Genomic DNA, 17,199 nt, shown 5'->3' on the forward strand with positions numbered 1-17,199 from the left:
TCAATCAGCGGTAGACGCGCTCGCAGCGGCGTTCCACCACGCGGTCGCCGTTCTTCTGCTGGCTGTTGCCCTGGATCTGGCGACCGGCTGCACCACCGGCGACGGCACCGGCCACGGTGGCCAGTTTCTTGCCATTGCCGCCGCCCACCTGGTTGCCCAGCAGGCCGCCGATCACCGCGCCGGTGGCAGTACCGGCAATGCGATTGGGATCGCGCGAGTTGCGCTGCACTTCCACGTTCTTGCAGACCACGCGGCTGCCATCGTTGAATCGGCGTCCTTCATCGCGCGGCCCGTAGGTCTGCGCACCGGCCACCGACGTAGCCGCCAGCAGCGTGCCCAGCACAAGCAATCGGGTCGAGGTCTTCATGGCCATCTCCTGCGTTCCGGTATGGCGCAAGTGTCCTCCCGCGGTTGGCAACCGGAAGTGAAATGCGCGTGTCCGCCGCCTCATCGGCCATCGCGCGTTCAGGAAGAAAATCCGCGCCCATCACGACCAGCCATCGTGATGGGCGCCGTCTCCCTACCGGCGTGCTGCCTTGCTAGAACTCTTCCCAGCCCCCGGCGTTGGCCGCCAGTGTCGGCTCGATTCGGGGTGAAAGCGCAGCGGGCCGGCGCACCGGGGTGACCGTCGCAGCCACCGCGGCCAACGCAGGGCGTACCACTGCCGCTGCCGTGGCGGCGCCTGTGCGGAACACCGATACCGCCTCGGCCAGCAGGTTGGCCTGCTCTTCCATCGAACGTGCCGCCGCGCTGGCTTCTTCCACCAGCGCCGCATTCTGCTGGGTGGTCTCGTCCATCTGCACCACCGCCTGGTTGACCTGCTCGATGCCCGAGCTCTGCTCCTGCGAAGCGGCGGAGATGTCGGCCATGATGTCAGTCACGCGCTGCACCGAGGCCACGATCTCGCCCATCGTGGTGCCCGCCTGGCGGACCAGCGCCGAGCCATCGGCGACCTTGCCGACCGAATCCTCGATCAGCCCCTTGATCTCCTTGGCCGCCCCCGCCGAGCGCTGCGCCAGCGTACGCACTTCGCTGGCCACCACTGCAAAGCCCCTGCCCTGTTCCCCGGCACGCGCAGCTTCGACCGCCGCGTTCAACGCCAGGATGTTGGTCTGGAAGGCAATGCCGTCGATGACCGAAATGATCTCGGCGATCTTCTTCGACGAGGCCTCGATGGCCGACATCGTGGTCACCACCTGGCCCACCACTTCACCGCCCTGGGACGCAACACCGTGCGCGCCGATGGCCAATTGGTTGGCCTGCCGTGCATGCTCGGCATTCTGCTTCACGGTGGAGGTCAGCTCCTCCATCGATGCCGCCGTTTCTTCCAGGTTCGCCGCCTGCTGTTCGGTACGCCGCGACAGGTCGGTGTTGCCCGAAGCAATTTCACCTGCGGCCAGATTGATGCTGGAGGCGCTGGACTGGATGCGGCCGACGATCTGCTTGAGCTGATCGACGGTGGCATTGCAGTCATCACGCATGCGCGCGAACACCCCATGGAAGTCGCCCTGCATGCGCACGGTCAGGTCGCCGCGCGAGATCGCCTGCAGCAGGGTCGACACCTGCACCAGGTTCTCGTCGGTGGTCTGCATCAGGCGATTGAGCCCGGCCACCATGTCGCGGAAATCGTAGGCGAAGCGATCTTCATCGCCGCGCAGGCTGAAGTCACCGGCCGCTGCAGCGGTTGCCAGCCGGCGGATCTCGCTGTTGATCGCCGACAGGCTGGACTTGGTCTCGTCCATGGCCTGGGTGATCGCCGCCTTCTCGCCGGGCAGCGGATCCATGTCCACCGACAGATCGCCGCGGGCGTAGTGCTTCATCACCTCGATCAACCGATTCTGTACCTGCACGTGCGAACCGACCAGCGCATTCGTCTCGTGCACCATGCGTCCGTAGTCGCCGGGGAATGCGCTCTCGTCCATGCGGTAGCTGAGGCTGCCCGCATCGTGCTGGCGTGCCAGCTCCCCCTGCGCGGCCATGACCGACTGCAGCTGCGCCTGCATGCGCTGCATCGACCTGAGCAGCTGGGTCACCTCATCGTTGCCCGAGGCATCGATGACACTGTCCAGGCGACCACCAGCGATGCCGTCAGCCAACTTCACCGCCCCTTCCAGCGGGCGGGTGAGGCTGCGGGTGATCGCCCAGGCGGCCAGCGAACCGAGCAACAGGCTCATCACACCGAACACGATCGACAACGTGCCGGTCCAGGACTCGGTTGATCGGTACTCCTCGCGGCTGCGCTCGGTCAGCGTCTCCTGATGCCGCAGCAGGGTCGAGATGGCTTCGTTCCACGCGGTTGCCAGCCCGTGCTCGGCGAGCAGTTCCTTGGCCGCGCCGTCGAAATCACCGGCCTTCATGCGCTCGTGCAGATGCTGGGTGGAGGCATCGGTAGCCTTGCGTGCCGCGTCGATTTTCGCAACCAGCGCATCGCCGGTGGCATCGCGCGGAATCTTGATGTACTTGGCCCAGATGCCGTCGTAGGTCTGCGACAACTCCTGCGCCTTCTGATAATCCCTGTCGAAATCCTCGCCACGCTTGATCACCATCAGGCGCCGATGCATCAGCACCGCATTGTTGGTATCCAACATGTCGTTCAACAGCCGCATCTTCACCATGTTGACGTCCACCACTTTCTCGAACTGGGCGGATTTCAGGTGATTTCCGTACAGCACCAGGCCAATGATGGCCATGATGAACAGCAGCAGCAGACCGAAGCCGGCGCCAAGCCGGGAACCCACACGGAGATTACGTAAGGCAAGCATCTCAATTCCCTTGATCGTGGCCGTACGTTCGATGGCGGCGCAGCGCAGGGAAACTTTATGGGAGTTTATATATGGAACGATCCAAATATATGGAACTGTGCAGACAGGCATGAAATCCGGCAGTTAATCGCGGTGCCGCACGGATTTTCTCCACCACTGAAATCCCGACGCACAAGGAAAATCACGCCGCCTTTACACCATGAATCTGGGCAAGGCCTGCAGAATGCAGCAACCGCCGCAACCGGACAGATTCATCCAGAGTCGACACATGCCACTTGTCCTGCACATCGAAGGCACGTCCATCAACGACATCGCCAGCCTGTACGTGGAAATCAACCGTGTATTCATGGCCAGCGAGGACTGGCGACTGGGCCCAGCCTGGACGCGCTGGATGATCTGCTGTGGGGCGGCTATGGCGCGCTCGCCGGTCATCCCGTCGCAACGGTGGTGTGGCGGGATATCGCGCACAGTCGCACGGCGCTGGGCTACGAGACCACGCGGGCATGGCTGCAGGCAAAGCTTGAGCAGGCCGGCCGGTTCAATCATGCGGCCATCCGCGACACGCTGGCAGCATTGGAGCAGGGCCGTGGCCAGACCTACTTCGAGATCGTGATGGAAATCTTCAGCGGGCATCCGCAGATCACCCTGATACCGGCCTGAGCGCGCTGCGGCAACGGTACGCTGGCCTCAGACCTTGGCCAGGGCCTCGCTGAGGCGCAGAGGGAACGCAACCTCGGTCGCCAGGTGCCACGCGCGTGCATTGGCGCCCAGCCGGCGCCATTCAGCCTCGTCCATCGCCAAGGCACGCTCCACAGCCTGTTCCAGCGCTGCTTCATCCACATGCCAGGTCCTGGACAAGTGACACGGCGGGCCTTCATGGGCAGCGACCAGAAGACCGCGGCTCTCGTCGATCATCTGGTTCATCGGCGCGCCATCGCAGGTGATCACCACCGCCGCACAGCTCATCGCCTCCACCAGGTAGTGGCCCCAACCCTCCGTCTGCGACAGGCACAAGTGGAACGCATGCTCGTTCTGCAGGCGTTGCACCTCCTCGTCGGGCAGTCGTTCGCGGACGATGCGCAGGTTCGCGGCACCGCCCTCGTCCTCGTCCGAAGGCCCGCCGCGCAGGACGGTCAACAACGGCCATTCGGGGTGCCGTTTCCAGACCTTGACCAGCGTCGCCGTCCCCTTCATGTGGCTGCTGCCCGCCGCGTGCAGGAAGCTGCGGGGCTTGCGCGGCACCGCTGGGTCGTAGCGGTCGCGGCTGCAGAAGCCGACTTCCAGCGCGCGCATGCCCAGCGCATTGAAGATGCGCGTAGCGTCTTCGGTCTTGGTCAGCAGCGCATCGAAGCGCGGCAGGATGCGCAGGCTGCGCGCGGACACCCATTCCGGATTCGGGATGAGCAGATTGACCCTGGCCAGGCCGAAGCTCGCCGGCCGCACATGCTCCAGCGAGATGTTGATATCGAAACGAGCCGGCGTGCGCCCCAGGCTCAGCCATGAGGCCAGCAGTCTGCGCAGGCGCATCCCGCGGAGTTTCCACGCGCCACCGTTGCGCACTGCGTCCAGACGGCTCACGGTCACCTCGTGGCCCAGCTGCTGCAGCGAACGCTCGATCACCTGGATGTCGTGGGTCAGGCCACGCTGGTTGTCGGCTGCAAGCAGATGGATATGCGCCATCAGCAGGCCCCCTCTTGCCTGCGCACGTCGCGCGCAGGCAGGGCGGTGGCCAGCATGAAGCCCAGCACAAGATAGAAATAGAACGAATGCGGCATCGCCCGGTAGAACACGTTGTCCGTGAACGCCGACAGTGCGTAAACGATGACCACGGCAAGCCCAGCGGTGGCGATCATCGCCGTAGTTTCATCGGCATGGCCGACACGCCGCACGAAATGGAAGCCCGGCAGGATGAACAGCAGCAGCATGATCACCAGCAACGGCACGCCACCGGTCACCGCCGCTTCCAGATATTCATTGTGCGGATGGTTGTAGCGGGAGATCGAATCGGACACCTCGCCGCGGCTGATGCCCTCGCGGGCATAGTTGCCGAACTGGTTCAGGCCCACGCCGGCCACCGGATGCTCGGCGAATCCGTCGATCGCCACGCCCCACATGGCGATGCGCTCGCGGACCGAACCCACCTCGTTTTCCTGGTTGAAACCGGAGATCTCGCCACTGACCTCTCCAAAGCGCTGGATGACCTGGTGGTTGAGCACCGTGGTGGCACCGACCACGCCGATGACCAGCGCCACGACGAAGCCCAGCGCGCCGCGCCAGCGCCCGGTGCGCCGCACGTGCACGGCGATCACCATCAGCATGGCCGGAACGAACGCCAGGATCGGCCCCCGGCTCTGTGCCAGGATCGAGCCGTACACCCCTACGGCAATGGCGATGCCATGCAGCCAGCGCTCGGCCGGATGCACGTTCGGTTGGATCAGGCGAATGACCGAGAACAGCGCCATGCACAGCGTCACCATGGTGAACTCGATGGCCGTCCATTCTCCGCCACTGAAACCGTGCGCGCGCTCAAGGCCCATCACGTGGTGCTGGACAATGCACGACCCGCCGAAGACCAGGGTGGACAGCGCGAAGATCTTCCAGATCAGGCGCCAGTCCAGCACCGTTGCGAATACGGCCGCCGTGCCCAGGTAGAGCAGCGTCTGCGCCGGCAGGTCCAGCTCGTTCCAGCGCAGGCCGTGCCAGGCGATGCTGTAGAAGGCATAGGCCAGGCGCAGGAAGCAGACGATCACGATGAAACGTGCGATGCGGTAGCGCAGCCGGACATCGGGCTGGCGGCGGATCAGCACCACCCCCGTGACCAGCAGCACCAGCAGTACCACCGCCTTCAACAGGGTGTACGGCGCGGATCCGGCAAGCGGGACAATGGCGACCAGGATGCTGAGCAGGAGGGTACGCCAGGTGCAGCGGGGTTCGGCGGCCATGCAGGCTGCAGTCATGCTGGTTCTTTCTCTTTCCATCAACGCCCGCCAGGGAATGAGCCGCCCCGGTTTCCATGGAGGCCGTTTGGCGGAAATCGCCGGGGCTGACACTACCGTGGGGTCCCGTGGAAATCAACCAAACCGCAGGTGTACGGGGGCCTGCGTTGGCGTACGGACAGTCGTGGGCAACCGCGCTTGCCCCTGGGCTTCCGGCCGGGATCATCGATCGGTCCAGATCGCTACACTAACGGTCCCCCCGGCCATGCCCGCATGGCCACGCCCCGACGCCCTGCCCAAGACGCGAAACGCCCCAAGTGACTGATACAAAAGACAACACCAGCAACGCCAAGGCGTCCAAGGAACACACCCCGCTGATGAAGCAAAACGACTAAAACAAGATCTTAGTCATCAAGGTCCTTGTGCAGCAAGGATCTTCGACGCCAGCCACGAGATCACCGGTCCGTCGCAACGCTGTCGCAACAGGGGGCTGCGAGGCCTTTTGGCGTGCGATCCCACCCAGCCCCGCGAGACTTACCATCCAGGACACAGCCGTCCGCCTTCGGGTCCAGCACTCTCAGCGTAATCCTCTCATTGCCGTCGCCAGATGTTCCCCCGTGGACCTGCGGCGGAGTCACTCTCCTGGTGTATCAATGCTCACCGCTCTTGCCTTTCGGAAATTATTGAAAGACGCGATGTCCTCTTCTGAAGGGACCGACGGATCGTTGAGGTCCCGAAGCGCGTCTGCCAATTCGCGTCTGCTCATGGTGGCCAAGATCAAAGGCCCCTGAGTCAGCTGATAATTAAGCGACCCCGTGTTTCGATCCATCATCGGATGCGAGCGAACAAAAGACTTCGCGTTACCGGGCTCTTGATGCTTTGCCAGCTGAACCCTCACCCACTCGATCAAGTGGAATGGGATATGGCTCCGGCGCAGATCGTCCTTAAGTCTTGCAACGAGCGCGGGCTCATCACGGACCTGACTGAGTTGGCGGGCCACCATCTGGCTTCCGTAATCCCAATCTGGCTTCCCAACGAGGTGAGAGATCTTGACGTCCAACCCACCATTCTCGGCAAGCTTAATCGCCAGCTTCGCCCGCTCCCGCCAGGACCGGACAAGCTCGTAGGCGGCGAAGATCCACATCTCGGTTTGGGCAGATAAGAACATGCCACCCCGATTTTCGCGCGGGGTCTCTTCATCATAGCGGCTGCGCAGAAATTGCATCTCCAACCCCATGATGAATTTGTCCACAGCAGCCACGTTGTAGGCTTGGCTAACCATTGCCAAATCGTCGCTGAGCAGAGCCAGACTCATCAGGCCGGCCACCAATTCACTGGCTTCGATCTCTTCATGATAGCGGGGGTAATCCCCGCCGTTCTCATCTTCGATGTCGTCCATCCGCTCTCTCGGAATGTCCATCTGTTTGTCCACGATACATGGTCTGCGCCCTAGAACCTGGCCTTCTTCTGATCCGTCACTAACCGGACGGGTTCAGCCAAGAACTCAAACGGTCACAAGACCGTCAATCTACCGGCCTACGGTCGCTGAATACATAGTCTTACATGGGAAGCGCTGACCGTGTTTTCGCACCACGCAGTGTCCGATGCTACTCAGCCCCCCGATCGGCTCATTCCGGTTGCCCAGTATGTGCGCATGTCTACCGAGCATCAGCGCTACTCCACGGAGAACCAAGCCGCGGCAATTGCCGAATATGCCAAGGCGCACGGCATGGAGATCGTCCAGACCTACGAGGACTCAGGCAAGAGTGGACTAAACCTGAAAGGTCGGAGCGCTCTTCAAGCCCTTCTCCGGGATGTGAAGCTCCCCTCCTCTGGCTTCAACGCCATCCTGGTCTACGACGTCAGCCGTTGGGGGCGCTTCCCCGACCCCGACGAGGCCGCCGCCTACGTTCACACCTGTAAGAGCCATGGCGTGCCGGTCATCTATTGCGCGGAAGCGTTCAAGAACGATGGCTCGTTGCCATCCACCATCATGATTGGCCTCAAGCGCAGCATGGCCGCCGAATACAGCCGTGAGCTATCTGACAAGGTGTTCAAAGGGGCCTGCAACATCGTGCGGCACGGGTTCCGACAAGGAGGCACACCGGGATACGGCTTGCGCCGCCAACTTGTCGACGAGCATCTCCAGCCCAAGGCTGTGCTCGCTCGAGGAGAGCAAAAGAGCATCCAGACCGATCGTGTGATCCTGGTACCCGGGCCTTCGCAAGAAGTCGCAACCGTCTTGCGCATCTATCGGCTGTTCCTGCAGGACGGCATGCCCGAGCGAGTCATTGCCTCCGTCCTGAACCGAGAAGGCATCCCCAATGAAGTGGGTGGCCTATGGAGCAGAGGGACGATCCATCAAATACTAACCAATGAGAAATACGTCGGCCACAACGTCTACAACCGGACCTCGTTCAAGCTGAAGCTGCAACACGTTCAGAACCCGCCAGAGGCGTGGGTGCGAAAGGAACATGCCTTTGAAGCCATTGTTCCGTTTGATCTGTTCGAGCGCGTTCAAGCAGTCATTGCGGCACGTTCGGTCCACTTAGACGACCGCCAGATGCTGGAAGCCCTGCGCTCACTGCTCGAGCGGCATGGCGCGCTGTCAGGGATGCTGATCGACGAAGAAGAAGGCGTTCCCTCCAGCAGCGCCTTCCGCCATCGGTTTGGTAGCCTGCTCCGGGCCTATAGCTTGGTTGGCTACTCCCCCAAACGCGACTACGCCTACTTGGAGATCAACCGCGCCCTTCGGCAGCGGCATCCCGAGATGGTCCAGCTGGTGGTGGATGGCATCGCCCAACACGGTGGGTGGGTCGAGCCATGCCGGGATACTGATCTGCTGCGGGTGAACGGTGAGCTCCTCACGTCCGTCGTTATCGCACGGTGCAAGCCCACACCCGCCGGCTCCAACCGCTGGCGCATCCGACTGGATGCAAGCCTGACGCCGCATCTGACTGTAGTGATCCGGATGGATCCCGGTAACCGTCATGCCCACGATTACTACGTGCTTCCCTCCATCGACTTCACCCCCGATGGCAGGCCCTCCATGGAGGACAACGGCTTTTCCTTGGACGCCTACCGCATGGACACGCTGGAGGAGTTCTTCGCCTTGGCCGGTCGGGTCGCATTGCTGGAGGCCGCATGACGAACAAAAGCACAAGCGTTCAGATGATCCCCATTGCCGACATCCACGTCGCCAATCCGCGTGTCAGAAACCAACGCATCCACCGAAGCATCACCCGAAGCATCGAAACGGTGGGGCTCAAACGCCCCGTTAGCGTTCGCAAGGCATCTCCCGATGAAACATCCCTCTCCTATGCCCTGATCTGCGGCCAAGGCCGCCTTGAGGCGTGCAAGCTGTTGGGCCACCGCGACATCCCCGCCCTGATCTTGGACGTGGATGAGCACACCGGCCACGTGATGAGCATCGTGGAGAACGTCGCCCGCCGCACGCCCAGGGCGGCCGAGACCATGGAACAGGTCCAGGTGCTCAGAGAGCGCGGTTACTCGGACCCGGAGATAGCCACCAAGCTGGGCTGCACTCCGTCCTGGGTGAACAGCGTTGCCAACCTCATGGAGCGCGGAGAGCGACGTTTGCTCGCTGCCGCGGAGGCCGGCCACATTTCCTTGGCCCTTGCTGTCAACATCTCCCGGGCAAATGATCGCGATGCGCAACAGTTGCTGATGGACGCCTACGAGGCCGGCGAGCTCAAGGGAAAGAAGGTGACCGTCGTCCGAAATATCCTGGCTCATCGAGCTAGAAGCGGAAAGAAGGGAACAAACTCCTATGCTCACGGCGCACCGCGAAAGAAGCTGACTCCCGAGGACCTTGCCAAGCTCTACAAACGCGACGTGGAGATGCACCAACGCATCCAGAAGAAGGCCGAGTTCACGCAGCAATCGCTCCTCCTGGCTCGGCAGATATTCAAAGAGCTTTTTGCCTCGAAAGAGTTCTGCGCACTTCTCCAATCGGAGGGGCTGATCAGCGTCCCGCAACCACTGGCTGACCTGCTGCCGCGCAGAGGGCTAGCTCGATGAGCAAGAAGCAACCTCCGGGCGTACGCTTGGGCTTTGAGAAGGATTGCGTGGATATCCAGCTGGCGCAGCTGCATTACAGCGTTGCCATGCCGACGGGGACGAAGGCCTCCGTCAAGTATCAGCAGATCGTGAGCTCGGTCAGGACGGTGGGATTGGTCGAACCCATCGTGGTTACCCTGGACCGGGGCACCACCGGGCGGTTCTTGGTCCTGGATGGGCGAATGCGCTTGGAGGCTCTGAAGGACCTGGGAGCAACCGTGGCCCCCTGCCTCATCTCAACAGACGACGAGGGCTACACTTACAACAAGCAGGTGAACCGCCTTTCGGTGGTCCAAGAGCACCGGATGATCCTCAGGGCAGCAGAGCGCGGGGTTTCCGTGGAACAGCTGTCGGAGGTGCTCAACATCTCGGCCAGCTCCATCCGGGACAAATTCCGGCTTCTGGATGGAGTTTGCGACGAAGCGACCGCCATCCTGGCCGACAAACCCGCCGCCGCAGGCGTCTTTCGTTTGCTGCGAAAAATGAAGCCGTTCCGGCAGATCGATGCTGCCCAGACCATGGTCAACTTGGGGGATTACTCGATCAAGCTTGCAACCGCGCTTCTCCAAAACACGCCGGTCGAACAGTTGATAGAGCCATTGGCAGCAAAGACGGCCATCGGTGCCCCTATCGAGGCGCTCCAACGCTTGGAACGGGAGCTGGCAGCGCTGCAAGCCGATACGAAGCTGCTGGAGGAGAATTATGGCCCAGCCAGCCTCCAGCTCGAAATCGTCAAAACCCACATTGGGTCGACCCTCTTGGAAAACGCGGCGATTGTGCGGTGGCTGGCCAAGAACAAGCCAGACCATCTTCAACAGCTTCAGCGAATTGCGGACATCAAGCTTCTCAAGGCAGGGTAGCCTGCTGAGCTTCCCTATCTTGTCTTCAGAGCAATTCCTGGCCTTGCGCGAGCCGGTCATCGACCAGCCCTACGAAAGTGCGATCGGCATGCCTATGCGCGTTTTCAGCTCGGCCAAAGCTGATGATTTTCCAGCATGACCAACTTCGGCTTCTGTGAAAGAAGCCCCAAAATTCTGGGTTGCCAAGCGAGGCGATGGTGCTTTGATGAGCACACCACCTCGGCTCAAAGGAGCTCAACCATGTTCTCTCACCCACAGTTCAAAATCGCCAGCCAACTGCTTATCGGGCTCATGTCGCAGGGCTCCTCTCGCCAATTGAGCGATCGCGTCAACGACGTGAGGCATGCCTTGGACGTGTCCGCCGAACTGATTCGACAGTGGGAGGAGGACCAGCCACGGCGTGGCAAGTTCATACCCCCAACGCCGGTGCCCCAGACGCGCACACGTGAAGCCGTGGTGGACCGCACGTTCATCCCGACAGACGAATGGCGGCGGAGCCGCGCCAAGAAGAGCTCGCCACCTTCAGCGTCGAGGAACTCGGGGCCCTCTGTTCATTGAAGGATGCCACCTGAAACGAGAGGAGCCCCGCCAGGCGGGGCTCGTTGCGTTTAGTGCAACCTGGGGCGCCGTGGAACGGCGGATGGCTGGGACGCCTCCGACGCGACGGGCCACTCTTGGAAGTCCGACTGCGCCTCCCGGGTTGGCTCGGCTCGAACAGAGCAACGTTCCAAGACAGCCGCGCTCGCGGCCTCCAAGCACCCTTCGCGCAAGCGTAGGTCTTCGGCCAAGATCGCCTCTTGCTCCGGGGTTGCGGCAGCTTGGGCTGAAGCCAACTCAGCAGACCGCTGCTCCAGAGCTGCCAACCGGCGGCCGCGACGCCTGGCCCACTCACGAGCGGTCCAAGACACCCCGGGTTCCGGGTGGTTGGCCACAAAGTCGTCCCACGCCTGTTCAGCCATGTGCCGCAATCGGATCGCACGGCGCACAGCTTTAAGACGCCTGGGGAAACGGACCAATGCTGCTGCAAACCGCTTCAAGCCCAGCAGCAGCCCGTTGAGCGCCGAACGATGCTCCTTGCACTCCCCGAGAACGACTTCTTCGCTCGCCAGTGCACTGACCGCTTTCAGCGTGGAATGGAGCGCATGGGCAGCCAATTCCTCCCTGAGCGCGTCGCCTTGACGGACCACCTCAATCCGGATGGCCTCCACCGAGGGGGCCTCCCTGGGAACACCCTCGGTGCTGCCGTCGGAGCGCCTCTCGCCGATGGCTTTCCCCAACTGGTGCGATACAACGATCTGCCCATCGGAGAAGGCAAGCGTCTGATCGATGCTCGAGCGCTTCGCCTCGCGGTGGGCCTGCGCTTCACTGCGCCCCTCAGGCGCCGCGGCCCGGCTTTCCTGTTCAAACCGAGCTAGCACTTCATCGAAGGCGTGTTGATTCGCCTCCTGAATGGACCTGTTCCTCTCCCCTAGCTCTGAGTACTCCCCTCGGCGTTCGATGGCTGACGCGTCTTTTCCCAGGTGACGCGTGGGGGCGCGTGACAGGACTGCGGCAGCCACGAGATCCCCGCGCGCGAGCGCCTCGTCGGCCTGGGCCTTAAGACTGCGGTGATCCACGCGAACGTCCAGATTCGCAGCTTCAAGATGCGCATTCGTCGTCGCGGCCACCAACTCCCGGATCCACTCGACCTCGGCCCGGCCCGCAGGGCCTCCGTCGAGCTCTCGGGTTTTGTCCAGGAAGCCGTCAGGGCCAAGCCGGCGTGTGGTTGCCAGGATGTGGACATGCCAATTCATGCCTCCTTTGCTGCCGGGACTGTGGATGCTGGCTTGTGCGGCAAAACCGTAACGATCTACCAACGCCCGCGCCACGGCGAGGGCAAGAGACGATCGCTGGTCATCGTCAAGCTCGTGGGGCAGCGCAAACTCGAACTCCCGCGCGATGGTGGAATCCTTGCGGCGTTCCGCGGCCTCGGCCTCCGTCCAAAGCGAGGCAGGCACCAGGGCCCAACCTGGTGCGTCGTCGGGAATGATGCAGCGTGATTCAACCACGCCGTCCCGCCGACGGTAGTCGTGGCGCTGTCCTGTGCGCGTGTCTTCGAGAAGAAGCCCAGCGCGGTACGCGGCAGCGGCAACAGACGAGTGTCCCTTGGCTCGACTGAATGTTTTGACATTCGCGTGGTAGATGGCCATGTGGCTCCAAAGCAGTGGATGTGGCTTTGTTTATGCCGTGGCTTTGGATTTTCGCAAGCGCTGAAAGCGATTGGGGTTCAAGGGGCGAAGCCACTTGCGCACGCGTCACGTAGTGACGCCTAGGTGCGCTCTTGCTCCTTTCTTTCAAGCTCTAATTTTCAGACCGTGTCGATCTTGAAGAAGCAGATCATTTACAAATGTTCAAGAACTTGACGCGAGCCATTTCTTTGTTTGACTCGTAAACACGCCCAGGAGAAATGCAATGACCGAGCCAACGCACTATCATCTTAGAATCCAAAGAGCCACAGAGCGGTTGGCCCTGCTGCAAGCCAGGGAGCTTCTGTCGAGTCAGCGACAAGCTGCAAGGGCAAAAGCAACTCAGCGACGGGAAGAGGCCAAGCGACGATTGCGACTGGCAGACCTCGTGTTCATGGCCGGCGCAGAAACGCTGGACGATAGGGAACTTCTTGGTGCCCTATTGAGTTATGTGGAAAACCGCAGCAACCAGGATCTATGCAACCAAGCATGTTCGCGCGGCACCGCGCGACTCGCGATGCTCTCGGCCGCGATGGAGGGACGCGCAACCAAGCATTGACCAGAGCTACCCAAATGGATGTGACGGGCTCGAACGCTGCGATCTGACGAAGGCGACCCTGCTTTAGATGCTTTCCTGACTGACGGGAGCCTCACTTCTCCCATCATCAAAATTCTCTATGGCACCCGGCATGCTGGCATAGCCGTTGAGGTATCTTTCGTAGGGACCGGTGTAACCAATCTCCCTAAAGATCACCTGCGACAACAACTCACGGACAAACAATATTCTGGGCCAAGCGTCCTGTCCTTTGCCACCCCCACTGTGGACAAGAGCATTTCGGAGCCTGCATAGATCCAGGAACGCTTCGTCTGTGAAGACGGTCGGTGGAAGCTGATAATGATCGCGCAGGGAAGACAGCTTATAGGAAAGAGGCCGTCCATTTGCCAAGTCAATCCGTTGAGTCAAAACGGCTGTCTCTGCTGGATCGAAACCAGCCTCATCAATGATCGAGACAAGCCTTTTACGAACAGGGCGATATTTCTCCTTCTCCATCAGCGTTGTTCTTGCTTTCGGGACTACACGCTCACAGAGCGTCTCTACCGCGGTCATCGACATCAAGAATCGAGCCTCATGAAAAGGCGTGTCGACGTGGAGCCAGCCAACCACGGTCCACAAAGCGTCCTTAAAGGGCGTCCCCTGTTCAAACCGCTTTACTAGGGCTTCCACGAACGGGCCACGATTCATGAAGTGAATTGGCGAGAGACTCCCGCCGAAGCCCTCCCCTTCAAAGTAGGTGCACTCCCAGCGATCGCCACAGAGAACCTCCAGCACAGGCGCCTGAAGCCGCTTTCCACTGGCAAAAGCCAACCCTTGGTGTAAGAAGGTCAACAGTTCGTCGGCTCGCTGAGACCAATCGGCAAGGTTGGTTGCTTGGTCTGCGTATATCGCCGCGAATCCAGATGCGTCGTCGCGGCCTACCCGTTTTACACCTCCACGCACCTCGACCTTACCCAGACTGCTTTCGACGGGCCGAATGGGCATTGACTTGAAACCGCGGAACCATAGTCTTGTGGCGGGAAAATCTGAACGTCTTTTCGCTTTGCGAGAGAGCTTGGCGGAACGGGCAGAGATTGATACTTGGCAGCCACCTGAACCGATGTGAATTCCATTCACGTCTACCGAGTCTGAAAAAAACACCTCTTCCGAACGGCCATTCCCCTCAAGCGTTACGCTTTCGCCAGCCGCCCCAGGCTCCCCCATAGCTGAATGAAGATCCAGTGCCAACTGGAGCGGAGGCGAAAGAAGCTCAATTTTCAGCCGAAGGTCTACGCTAAGGACGGTCTGGAACGTTACATCAAAGGCCCTGCCGCTCAACGCAAGACGGCCTTGGAACATTAGGATCTCGTCTTCCATATGCTCAGACCTCCTGTGCAAGCCCTTGGACAGCGCCAGCTCCCATGTTCGCAGCGTAGTGTTCAGGAAAGCCCGCAGCATCAAAGACGGCCTTGAACTTATCGAAGTAGTAATTCAAGTCGTAGTGATTGAAATCCATCACGGTGATGTTGATGCCGTCCCTGTGAGAACCCCTGTCTAGGAAGCGCGCCAATGGCGTAAATGATGCATCAGCGGCAGCGACCTTCCTCAGAGCTTCTTTGAACTTCCCTTCTTGGTGAGTGAACCAGAAAAAGTGCTCAAGTATGCATCGCATGGCGTTAGGAACCATGATCGCCGGCGTATTGGAATCGCGTGCATCTCGAAGAACCTGCCACAATGCCTGGTAGTCGTTCATCATCTCCGACGCCCTCATTGGGACCACCTTCGTATGCTCTGACTTCACCACACGGAGCAGTTGGCAGCGCTTATCCTGGTTCGCCAACTCTGGACCCACTGTCTGCCGGAGCATTTCATGTAGGAAGAAGAGGTTGTGGGTCAGCACCATCACCTGACGCAATCGCGGCACGCCCTCGGGCGGCTTGATGAGTTCTTCTTGGATGATGGAAGCAATGTCGAACACGAAGTTGTGCGACAGACTGGAAATCGGGTCATCGATGACGGCAATCGTTCTACCTAGGTCCACCGGACCTGAATCTGCCTCGTCAGAGCCCTTCAGGCGCTCGAGGAAGTAGAGGAACGAGATGAGTGTCTTCTCGCCCTCACTGAGCGAAGTCATGTCGCCCTCTGCCTGCCCAGGACGGCTCAAGCAATATAGGTGCCCCTCTCCTTTACTTGAGATGGAGTAGGAGGTGACACCCATGCCCGCAAGACGCGCATTGATCTTTTCGACTGCTGCCCCCACACCTGTTTGGAGCTGACCCAGCTCCTTAAGGCGCTCGGTGATGCCGCCCAAGCTCTTTTCAATGGCGGTCTTCTCGGCACGTTCTGCCGTCAGAGCCTCCACCAATGGGGCCTTGCTCGCTTTATACGCTTCGTAGACAGGAGCTCGCTCGCGACGCATCACCTGCCAAAACATCGTTCGGACACGCCCTTTTTCAGCTGCGCGATCAGCGATTCTTGCGTTGAATTCGGTGATTCGCTGGTTGATGGCGCCAATGGCGCCCGTCATCGGCTCAATGTCGCTTGTCGCAACGTCATAAGGCTCTGCTGGCTTGTCGACCTTGGATTTCATCAAAGCACTGTTCGCCTTGAGCCGTGCCAGCAACAGTTCCCAGGCCTGAGACATGGCCGCATCTTTCTGGGCAAAAGGGTGCTTAAAGGCCTGGGCCACAGACACCTCTATCTGTCCGACAGTCGCTTCATAGCGTTCAGCAAGCAACTTCACCTGGTCGACGCGGGCTTGCCTGTCCCCATCAAGAAGCTTGGCCAGATCCTCCGCGAAATTCTCCGGCAACTTCTGCTGGCAGAAGGGGCAGTCCTCTCCGTGTGGAATGTCGCGCCCCTGCCCGACCCAGTCGCTGTTCCCCCACTTCTCGATCAAAGGGGCCAGCCTACTAGCGGAAGAGACCACAATCCTCTCGGCCCAGATCGAATGCGACTCGATTACCGCCAGACCTGAAAGGTCAACCGAAACCCTTACCTGAGCAGTTTCGATGCTGGTTGCGTCGGCCAGGCGCTCTTGTAGACGATCCAAGCCATCGAGCTCGACATCGTCGGCCACAGCGTACTTGTCGAGTTCTTCGAAGAACTTCTTCCGGTCGCTGTGCCACCCGTTCAACAGGTCGCGGAACGGGGGCTTATTGTAGTCACTGTGGGCCTTCCACGCCCCTGTTATGGCTGCTTCCTGGACTTTCTTGCCGGCCTCAATCGAATGCTCGATCTTCTTCTTGACCGCTTCAAGCTGAGACTCAAGGGCTTCAGCCTCGACCTTCCTTCCTTCGATCTCAGCCTGGGTTTCAGCGTCCAAGGCACCTATGGTAAAGATGCCAGGAACCCCTTCTGCCGTCCGGATCACCTTGTCTACGAACCGCTGGTTGTAGACAAGCACTCGATATGCAGCGTCGTTAGAGGTGTGCATCTGGCAGTGAGAGAACTTCTCATCGCCGCCGCTCACCCCCTGAATGACCTCGCCGATGGCACTCTTTCCTGCCCCGTTAGTTCCATACAGGAACACTGGCTTTGGAGGCGTTCCAGGCTCAAAACTGATGGGTAGAGCAACAGTAGGATGGAAGCTCTTGTATCGATGAATCGACAGACCGGTAATCAAGGTGCCCCCTGGCAGCTCGCTCACAGACGAAGCCCACACTGATTCTAATGATGGGACCAAAGGTCAGGCATCCCTAACCGAGCCCTTAGGTTTGGCCAGGGTCTACTGGCAACAAGAAGCTGTCCTCAAGAACAAACCTGCTGACAGGCCACCCATTCAAACTAACATGTCCGCAT

At 60.5% G+C, this 17,199-nt stretch carries 12 protein-coding genes and 1 pseudogene; 5 read left to right on the forward strand and 8 right to left on the reverse strand.

Annotation, left to right across the window (positions count from 1 at the left end; all coding sequences use genetic code 11):
- Positions 1-4: 4 nt before the first annotated feature.
- Both VPH47_RS14865 and VPH47_RS14870 read right to left on the reverse strand, forming a co-directional pair.
- On the reverse strand, positions 5-373 hold the full coding sequence (locus tag VPH47_RS14865; protein ID WP_110711644.1) for a glycine zipper 2TM domain-containing protein: 369 nt from the start codon (positions 371-373) through the stop codon (positions 5-7).
- 166 nt (positions 374-539) lie between these two features.
- Positions 540-2,762 (reverse strand): methyl-accepting chemotaxis protein, encoded by a 2,223-nt coding sequence (locus tag VPH47_RS14870; RefSeq protein WP_368851132.1) that lies wholly within the window; start codon positions 2,760-2,762, stop codon positions 540-542.
- Positions 2,763-3,030: 268 nt separating this feature from the next.
- On the opposite strand from VPH47_RS14870, the pseudogene VPH47_RS14875 reads away from it, so the two are divergent.
- Positions 3,031-3,422 (forward strand): annotated as a pseudogene (locus VPH47_RS14875) (barstar family protein).
- A gap of 27 nt (positions 3,423-3,449) precedes the next feature.
- Here the strand turns inward: VPH47_RS14875 and VPH47_RS14880 are convergent.
- From VPH47_RS14880 to VPH47_RS14890, 3 genes are all read right to left on the reverse strand, one after another.
- Positions 3,450-4,442, reverse strand: coding sequence for a glycosyltransferase (locus VPH47_RS14880; protein WP_368851133.1), 993 nt, complete (start codon positions 4,440-4,442; stop codon positions 3,450-3,452).
- The gene (locus VPH47_RS14885; RefSeq protein ID WP_368851134.1) at positions 4,442-5,704 is read right to left on the reverse strand and encodes an O-antigen ligase family protein; all 1,263 of its coding nucleotides are present in this window, start codon (positions 5,702-5,704) and stop codon (positions 4,442-4,444) included. Before VPH47_RS14885 ends, VPH47_RS14880 begins: the two co-directional genes overlap by 1 nt.
- A 628-nt stretch (positions 5,705-6,332) precedes the next feature.
- Positions 6,333-7,097, reverse strand: coding sequence for a hypothetical protein (locus VPH47_RS14890; protein ID WP_143025182.1), 765 nt, complete (start codon positions 7,095-7,097; stop codon positions 6,333-6,335).
- A 249-nt stretch (positions 7,098-7,346) separates the two neighbouring features.
- Between VPH47_RS14890 and VPH47_RS14895 the strand changes: the two genes are divergently transcribed.
- Genes VPH47_RS14895 through VPH47_RS14905 form a run of 3 tightly spaced genes read left to right on the forward strand, consistent with a single transcriptional unit; the run spans position 7,347 to position 10,638 of the window.
- Positions 7,347-8,846 (forward strand): recombinase family protein, encoded by a 1,500-nt coding sequence (locus VPH47_RS14895; RefSeq protein WP_368851595.1) that lies wholly within the window; start codon positions 7,347-7,349, stop codon positions 8,844-8,846.
- Entirely contained in the window at positions 8,843-9,739 is an 897-nt protein-coding gene (locus tag VPH47_RS14900) for a plasmid partitioning protein RepB C-terminal domain-containing protein (protein ID WP_262242812.1), read from the forward strand. Before VPH47_RS14895 ends, VPH47_RS14900 begins: the two co-directional genes overlap by 4 nt.
- Entirely contained in the window at positions 9,736-10,638 is a 903-nt protein-coding gene (locus VPH47_RS14905) for a plasmid partitioning protein RepB C-terminal domain-containing protein (RefSeq protein ID WP_368851135.1), read from the forward strand. The genes VPH47_RS14900 and VPH47_RS14905 overlap by 4 nt, the downstream gene beginning before the upstream one ends.
- Before the next feature lie 608 nt (positions 10,639-11,246).
- Here the strand turns inward: VPH47_RS14905 and VPH47_RS14910 are convergent.
- Positions 11,247-12,827 carry a MobA/MobL family protein gene (locus tag VPH47_RS14910; protein WP_329764274.1) on the reverse strand — a complete coding sequence of 527 codons (1,581 nt, stop codon included), beginning with the start codon at positions 12,825-12,827 and terminating at the stop codon, positions 11,247-11,249.
- A gap of 262 nt (positions 12,828-13,089) precedes the next feature.
- On the opposite strand from VPH47_RS14910, the gene traD reads away from it, so the two are divergent.
- Positions 13,090-13,422 (forward strand): conjugal transfer protein TraD, encoded by a 333-nt coding sequence (traD, locus tag VPH47_RS14915; RefSeq protein ID WP_262242814.1) that lies wholly within the window; start codon positions 13,090-13,092, stop codon positions 13,420-13,422.
- Between the two features lie 63 nt (positions 13,423-13,485).
- Here traD and VPH47_RS14920 read toward each other — a convergent pair whose 3' ends face one another.
- Together VPH47_RS14920 and VPH47_RS14925 are read right to left on the reverse strand one after the other, a co-directional pair.
- Positions 13,486-14,775, reverse strand: a complete 1,290-nt coding sequence (locus VPH47_RS14920) for a hypothetical protein (protein ID WP_329764275.1) — start codon at positions 14,773-14,775, stop codon at positions 13,486-13,488.
- Positions 14,776-14,779: 4 nt separating this feature from the next.
- Entirely contained in the window at positions 14,780-17,023 is a 2,244-nt protein-coding gene (locus VPH47_RS14925) for an AAA family ATPase (protein WP_262242816.1), read from the reverse strand.
- Positions 17,024-17,199: the final 176 nt, after the last annotated feature.

It is taken from the genome of Stenotrophomonas sp. WED208 (assembly GCF_040984485.1).
In the GTDB taxonomy this organism is placed as follows: domain Bacteria; phylum Pseudomonadota; class Gammaproteobacteria; order Xanthomonadales; family Xanthomonadaceae; genus Stenotrophomonas; species Stenotrophomonas riyadhensis.

Bases quoted from the DNA above. Each gene is read 5' to 3' on its own strand.
- VPH47_RS14905 (WP_368851135.1), top strand. From the start codon at position 9,736: ATGAGCAAGAAGCAACCTCCGGGCGTACGCTTGGGCTTTGAGAAGGAT.
- VPH47_RS14885 (WP_368851134.1), bottom strand. From the start codon at position 5,704: ATGGCCGCCGAACCCCGCTGCACCTGGCGTACCCTCCTGCTCAGCATC.
- VPH47_RS14910 (WP_329764274.1), bottom strand. From the start codon at position 12,827: ATGGCCATCTACCACGCGAATGTCAAAACATTCAGTCGAGCCAAGGGA.
- VPH47_RS14900 (WP_262242812.1), top strand. From the start codon at position 8,843: ATGACGAACAAAAGCACAAGCGTTCAGATGATCCCCATTGCCGACATC.
- VPH47_RS14870 (WP_368851132.1), bottom strand. From the start codon at position 2,762: ATGCTTGCCTTACGTAATCTCCGTGTGGGTTCCCGGCTTGGCGCCGGC.
- traD (WP_262242814.1), top strand. From the start codon at position 13,090: ATGACCGAGCCAACGCACTATCATCTTAGAATCCAAAGAGCCACAGAG.
- VPH47_RS14920 (WP_329764275.1), bottom strand. From the start codon at position 14,775: ATGGAAGACGAGATCCTAATGTTCCAAGGCCGTCTTGCGTTGAGCGGC.
- VPH47_RS14865 (WP_110711644.1), bottom strand. From the start codon at position 373: ATGGCCATGAAGACCTCGACCCGATTGCTTGTGCTGGGCACGCTGCTG.
- VPH47_RS14890 (WP_143025182.1), bottom strand. From the start codon at position 7,097: ATGGACGACATCGAAGATGAGAACGGCGGGGATTACCCCCGCTATCAT.
- VPH47_RS14880 (WP_368851133.1), bottom strand. From the start codon at position 4,442: ATGGCGCATATCCATCTGCTTGCAGCCGACAACCAGCGTGGCCTGACC.